Source organism: Ruegeria sp. AI2, assembly GCF_056541275.1.
In genome coordinates this window covers 121,972-128,814 of the sequence record NZ_JBQFYB010000010.1, presented here as the reverse complement: position 1 = coordinate 128,814, position 6,843 = coordinate 121,972, and the positions used below count along the sequence as shown (strand labels likewise).

Sequence of the window (6,843 nt, the reverse complement as noted above, 5' to 3'; positions counted from 1 at the left end):
TTGCGGGACGCGTCGGTCAGCCTTTATGAGGTGAGCGAGGTAGACCCCGGCAGATCCATGGTCTTGCGCAACATGCTTTCGGACGCAGAGCCGGTTACCGTCCGGGAACACAGCGCGACGCAGATGCTGCAGCGATGGGATCGCATCGCAGCTCGGGTTGTCGCACAGGGGGAATATAACGTGATCTCGGGGGCGCTGCTCCCCTTCGACCCCGACACCGTCGCGTTTTTTGAAGACGGGCTCCGCTCCGTGTTGAAATTGAACCCCGACGTTGAACTGAGGCTGACACAGGATCAGCTACACCGTTCCGCACCCCTCTTCACCAATGCCTGGCTCTTCGCACATCTGCCGAACCTGCTGGATCCGGAACCACCACAAATCAGCAACAGCGATGGCGACAACCTGCTCTTTCACGACATGCGCTTCCCCCTCGCCAGCAAAGTGAGGCAAAGCCAGGTATCTGAAAAGCTAACACAGTCCGCAGAACTCGTGATCTCAGGCCAGAAGGATTGGACCTGGCTTGACCTCGACACCCCGTCCGGCACCAAGCACGGCACCGGCCTCGTGTTGGACAAATCAATGTCAGGGGCCTCCGTGCTTGGGTCCCTAGATCTGAAAGGTCGGACACTCACACTTTCTGTGAGCTCTACAGCGCGCGCTGAACGCGGCGAAGCCCTGGTCCGGGACCTCCTGGGCGACCTGGTGAAATCTCCGCTGACATCAATCCAGACCGCCGAACAGATGATGGCGGATGACAGCACGAGTAACGGAGTGGCAGAAGAAGAGGACATCCCCCGTGCCCTTGCCCGTCAGATGGCCCACGAATATCTCGAACAGCATTACCGCGATACGCTTGACCAGCCGATTCCTGCCCTGGATGGCAAGACCCCGCGCCAGGCCGTTCGCAGCACGGCGGGCAGGAAGAAAGTCATAGACTGGCTGAAGACAATCGAAAACCGCAGCGCGCGCCAGACCGGCTCTCCGGTGGCTGAGTATGATTTCGGCTGGATGTGGGACGAGCTTGGTCTGTCAGACTACTGAAATTGGACCAGCGATGGTTCTTGCAAAAAACCGTTCCAAAACTTCGCCTCCTGAACCCATCGACTAACCCATGTTTTCCCGGCTGCGTCTTGCAGAGATGTGGCAAGGGTTATGCTGTCGCTGCGCGTCCAGATGGTTTGCCTCGTGACAGCTGGGGCACAACAAAATTTCAGTCTCCGTGGACACACCGGTTTCATAATCGAAACAGTACTCTTGACCACATATTTCCAGCACCTCTCCACTCTTGGCCAGTTCCGAACTTGTCACCGCGCAGTGATCACAAATTCCGTCCAAGAGAGCTGATTGGAGTTCAGAAAGAACCACTGTTTTCTGAAAATTGCACACTCTGTCACTCATAACTGCTTCAGGCTTTCACAAAATGGTGAAGAGAGAAAGCTTGTGAAACAAGAATTCAAGGGAATGTGACATAGCCCAATAGGTTCGAGATTTAGTTAAGCCGATCATTGCCTGTATGCTGCGGGGCGCGTCGAACTTTCACGTCAGCCTCCATCCGACAACAGACCCGTTCACATCAAAATACAGTCTGGGCTAGTCCTCCCAGCGAAACGCGTCGTTGTCCGCCTTCACCCGACCAATAGACGGCAAAGCGAAGTGGTTTCCGAGCACAATACATCCTGTTTCGGACAGTTTCCGACGGGATGTCACGGCCATCTCAGCATCGGAATCAAACGTAAAATGCCACTCGAGATGCCCGCACTGGGCGGTTGTAGGGATTGCATCACCTGTTATCAGAGCGCACCGGTCGCCACTGGTGATTTCGACCGAGACATGACCGGGTGTATGGCCTGGCGTGGGGATCAGAGTGACGGAATACACCCTGTCGCAGTCCTAAGGTTCACAGGAGGCCCGAGACAAAGTAGGTTTCTTGTGCAGAGGTAACGGCAATAGGCGTGGATCAGAATGGCGCGGCAGCTCCCACTCGAAGGTGACAAGACCTTTCTGGTTTACGCCGGCACTGGCACCGACCTGATTTTCAATCATGGAGTTGAGCTTCCCGGTTTCGCGTCGTTTCCATTGCTGGAAGAACCTGGCACCAGGGTGATACTGGCCGGTCAAATGCAGGCACTTGTCGATCTGGCCCGTGAAATGAATGTCGGATGCATCCTTGATGCGCCCACATGGATGGCGAACGCCGACCGGGCAGCGCCCATGGGGTACGATGCAGAGCGGCTCGCCGAAGTAAACAAAGATGCGGTCAGTCTAATGGAAGACGTGCGCCAAGCTTCCGCTCGCGATGATGTACTGGTGTCGGCCTGCATCGGCCCGCGCTATGATCCTTACGCCGACATCCCGCCGGTACCCATCGAAGATGCACGTCGGTACCACGCTGCTCAAATGCAAAGCCTGAAAGACACAAGCCTCGATCTGGTCACCGCTTATACATTCAACCGCCCAAGCGAGGCAGCGGGTTGCATCCTCGCCGCCCGAGACGCTGATCTGCCGATCATCATGTCTCTGGTTGTTGAGACAGACGGGTGCCTGGCAGACGGAACCAAACTTGTGGACGGCATAGACCAAATCGACGCGGCAACCGACTCGGCGGCGATGTTTTTTATGGTCAACTGCGCTCACCCTACCCATTTCGCCAGAGCGATTGGCAACCACCCCCGGCTGAGAGGCCTTGTGGCGAACGCTTCGAGTTGCTCGCATGCGGAACTTGACGAAGCGGATGAGCTGGACGAAGGCGATCCAATTGAACTTGGTAAACAGATTGCCGCGATTGCGCAGCAGAATCCGTCGATTCAAGTATTTGGAGGATGCTGCGGTACCGACATGCGCCATCTGAAATCGACGATCAGCGAATTAGCATAGCCAACTTAGTTCAATCTGAGCGATAACGCTGAGATCTAAGGTGCTCCCGTAATTTCTTTCCACAACTTGTTAGGAGATCGGCCCAAACCTGCCGTTCATCGTGCAAAGCTGTACCTGCAGAGCGGCCGCCGAAGCTGCCGTTAACAATGGAGTTACATTGCGCTAGTCTTGAAACCATGCTCGATTTGGATGAAGCCAAGTCAGTGGAAGTGAACGGCACCGTTCTTGCGACCTTCGAAAAGGGTGAAGGCGAGCCACTGGTTTTTGTGCACGGCAGCGCCTCGGACGTGCGCACTTGGTCCCAACAGCTTGGCGTTTTCTCGGAAAATTATCGCACGATTGCCTACAGTCGACGCTATCATGTCCCGAACGCTCCGATACCAACCGATGCCAGGGACCCTATCCAGGTGCATGTGGAAGATCTGGCGGGTTTGGTCAAAGTGATGGATGCAGGGCCGGCACACGTCGTAGGGCACTCGTGGGGCGGCCTTGTTTCACTCTTAGCGGCCAAGCAGGTGCCGGAAATGTTCCGCAGCCTCGTCCTCATTGAACCGCCTGCTGTCTCAATGCACGTGAGTATTCCGCCAAAGCCTACCCAGTTGATCGGCCTTTTGTTCTCTGCGCCCCGGCTTGCGTTTGACATCATTAAGTTTGGCATAGGTACCGTAGGCCCATCTGAAAAGGCGTTTCGGATTGGCGATGATAAACTGGCCGTTGAAAAGTTTGGCCGAGGGGTTTTGGGCGACAGATATTTCGAGGCACTATCGGAGGAACGATACGCTCAAGTTTGGGACAACCGAGGCCCTGACAGAGCCCTCTCACTGTATCATGGCTTCCCCGATCTGATCGGAACATCGTTTTCGGATATCCATATTCCGGTCCTTCTTATCGGCGGGGCTGATAGTCCGCACTTGTTTAGGCTGCTAATCGATGGACTTAGCGAGCGGCTGCCTGATGCGCATGTCGAAATCATCGAAAACGGGTCACACATGATCCACGAGGACGCACCAGAAACCCTGAACGCGCGGATCAAAGAATTCCTTGCTGGCGGCTGAGGGCTGAGGCTGACTTCAAATTCACGCTTCGCTGTTCCCAGATGCGGACATAGCGGTCAAATGGTCTTCCAAACCAAGTAGCTGTTTTGATCTCACCTATGCTGCAGCGGTTGCTTCAATCTCAAACAACAATCCGGGGATGGCTATGCATGGATTGGGCCTGTTCAGCTCATTTATCAGGTCTTCCAGATGTTGTGCTTGTGGGGAGCGTTCTATTTCAGGAAGCACTAGCCTAGTCGGCAATTTCCCAGACCTCAGGAGCTCCTCCATGTAGCGTTCGAAGTCTTTCGTTTTTAGAACCGGGAGCGACGCCGTCCCACCATTGCAACCGAGATCTGCGGTGCAAGATCGATCGCTCTCAGTGGTACATTGCAATCACGGAGCCTTTTTGGTGTCTTGGTGTGATCGCGATACTTACTAACGCGCCCTCAGAACAGAGAGAACGATGATGAGAAAATTATTTCGGCAGGCCACGGCGCTAATCGTTTCTCTGGCAATTGCCAGCGCACCCTTTTCTGGAAGTTCAGCCGTTGCGGCAGATGCAGCGTCTTTCGAAAGAGTGCTAGACCAGATCGATAGCAGCATAGACGAGACACGTTTCAATGCAGCAGCTTTAGCCGAGGAGGTATGTACGGCGCCGACGTCTGAGATCGTGCAACAGATCGACAAACGCCTCGCGACGCAAATCTACGACGGAGTGATGCGAGGTGTCTCCGGAACGCTTTCAACGGGCGCCGGCAATTCGTGGGACCAGGCATTGGTATTAGAGAGCATACTGAGAACCTGCGGAGTTGAAACTCGCTTTGCGTTTACAACGCTTCCTCCGAAAGAAGCTGCTCGATTGATCGCCGCAAGCGCGCCTTCGATCCGTTCCGCGATCGTAACCGAAACCGCTGATTTGTCGGGTGCAGTGGAGGGCATGCGGGCCGCCGGTATGCTCAGTGAAGATTTAGACCGCTTTGTACAGTTTATGCAGAACCCGGCACCTGACGTACCAGCTAATGAGCAAGTGCTTGCTGTCGCGGAGGAATTAGAGCAAGTGCTCGGCGATAGAATGCCAACTGGCGTCGAATTGGACGCTATCTTCTTGGAAGAGGCGTCTCGGTACGCCTGGGTGCAGACCCGGGCACCAAACAGCGATAAGTGGGAAGACCATCATATCGCATTCGATCCTTCTACTGCCGTGACATTGCAGCGGTTTTCAGCCTCCCTCCCTCCGTCGGCATATCACAAAGTTGAAGTGGGCTTAAAAATCGAGGTTAGCGACGAAAACGACGTTAGGGACGTGTCTGTCCTCGACGGCACAACCATAACTCCTGGAAAGGACGGCGCCGGTTCGGCCTTGCTGACGATCTTGCCTGATACAGCGAGTAAAGATGGGTTCGGCGATCTGACAAAAGCCGAGAGCTTTCTTGTGCGCCTGGAGAGCGAAGACATACAGCAAATCGCGTTTGAGTGGGACGGAAGTGTATTGGATCCGATCTTTACCGATGGCGCCGGTGAGGCCAGTGCCGGCATTGCCGACGCCTTCAGCGGTCTGAGCTCAACGATCGGCGGTGCACCGATTGGCGAACCCGCAGATGCTGAACAAGTCACAGCCGTTGTTATCGAAGTCGCGCTCCAGGGGCCTTTCCAAGCGACGCCTGTCCTTGTGGAACGGCGTATCTGGGAGGCGACTGATCATCGCACGTCGGCACCTGTCGGCGTCTGGACGATCAACGCCGATGGTGCTGCCGCATCCGAGGGAGAATTGATGTCGGTGCTGATCGCGCAATTGCGCGTGGTCATGGAAAAAAAGCTCCCCCGCCCCAACAATTCCTTAGCGCGTGCGATGCTATCGCGATTGATGGACTTGGCCGCGCAATCCGTTGCAGAGGACGGATCCATTATTTGGCGCGGCGCGCCGATGACCACGATCAACGGATTTCAAGTCCAAGACGACGAAGCAAGGCTGGCGAGTTTTGATATTGTTGAGTCCGGGCTTAGAGCGATGCAGGTGAGCACGACGGGCTTTCGCGCTGCCCCAAATATTGCGCTAAGAGCTGGGGTAGCCGAGACCTGGTTGGAGGCCGGATTTGGCACGGACGCACCGCCAAGCGTCACTTTGAAGTCGTCCGCGAGCGCCTGGGCAACTCTCTCGGAGGCAGACCAGTTTCGTGTTGTGTCATCGCAGGCCGAGCTCTCGTCGCTCGGCCTGCAGGGCCAGGCTCTAGCAAACGCTGCGGCCGATATGGATCGAACGTCCTTGCTTGCGGTCGCGGGAGGACGCGACGTGTCGTGGTGGCGGATTGACCCTGCGACCGGGGCCGCAACTGGCGTAGACGATCGCGGTCGAGGCGGCGCCTTTGTGACATTACTGCTCTTGGTGGACTTTTCTCTCCTGCCTTACTTCATTGTCACGGGCATGCAGGACTGCGGCCAAAATGAAGGTTGCATGATGTCAGTGCTGATTTGGGGACTACTGGCCTTTGGGCTCAGTTTCGGTCTTGGGACTTCGATTGGAATTGCTTTGGAGGGAACGACTATTTGGGGCGCCGGTATTGTTGAAGGCATAGGAGCTTTTTTTGTTTTCTTGAACTTCTTGGGCCTGAGCCTGACAGGTTGGAATCCACTTCCTGACATCGAGATTCCCAATATTGACACGCCGTGACACGTAAGCGCACCATCCCTGGGTGTCGCTTCAATAGCCCTGTGGCTGCGTCCTTTCACCCGGTTGCAAACAATAAAAGACGGTCCAGTCTATCGCTTCGACGGTGGCATAAAGTCGGTACGTCTTCTCCAACGGGGACCATTCGCAAAAGACGGAGAAGGCTTTAATAGACGAGCTTCGGTCAATTCCGTGGTAGATGGCCCAAACAGGCCAATGCTCCAGCAACGCTACTCGTGCGTCTGTGTCGCATGCGGAACGGAGCCG

Annotated in this window: 5 protein-coding genes; 4 read left to right on the top strand and 1 reads right to left on the bottom strand. The window is 55.5% G+C overall.

The genetic code is table 11. The features are described 5' to 3' along the window. Window positions 1-1,041, top strand: a 1,041-nt coding sequence (locus tag ACR0LL_RS16270) for a DUF7986 domain-containing protein (RefSeq protein WP_480588245.1), incomplete at its 5' end; no start/stop codon positions are given. Window positions 1,042-1,590: 549 nt separating this feature from the next. Here ACR0LL_RS16270 and ACR0LL_RS16265 read toward each other — a convergent pair. Beyond that, entirely contained in the window at window positions 1,591-1,878 is a 288-nt protein-coding gene (locus ACR0LL_RS16265; RefSeq protein WP_170514471.1) for an MBL fold metallo-hydrolase, read from the bottom strand. Window positions 1,879-1,962: 84 nt separating this feature from the next. On the opposite strand from ACR0LL_RS16265, the gene ACR0LL_RS16260 reads away from it, so the two are divergent. The 3 genes from ACR0LL_RS16260 (at window position 1,963) to ACR0LL_RS16250 (ending at window position 6,579) form a co-directional block, all read left to right on the top strand. Next, window positions 1,963-2,874, top strand: coding sequence for a homocysteine S-methyltransferase family protein (locus ACR0LL_RS16260; protein WP_480522620.1), 912 nt, complete (start codon window positions 1,963-1,965; stop codon window positions 2,872-2,874). 176 nt (window positions 2,875-3,050) lie between these two features. Beyond that, a complete protein-coding gene (locus ACR0LL_RS16255; RefSeq protein WP_480588243.1) occupies window positions 3,051-3,929 on the top strand; it encodes an alpha/beta fold hydrolase in 879 nt (292 codons plus the stop codon). Window positions 3,930-4,374: 445 nt separating this feature from the next. Beyond that, complete coding sequence (locus ACR0LL_RS16250; RefSeq protein ID WP_480588241.1) at window positions 4,375-6,579, top strand: transglutaminase-like domain-containing protein; 2,205 nt, start codon at window positions 4,375-4,377, stop codon at window positions 6,577-6,579. Window positions 6,580-6,843 lie beyond the last annotated feature (264 nt).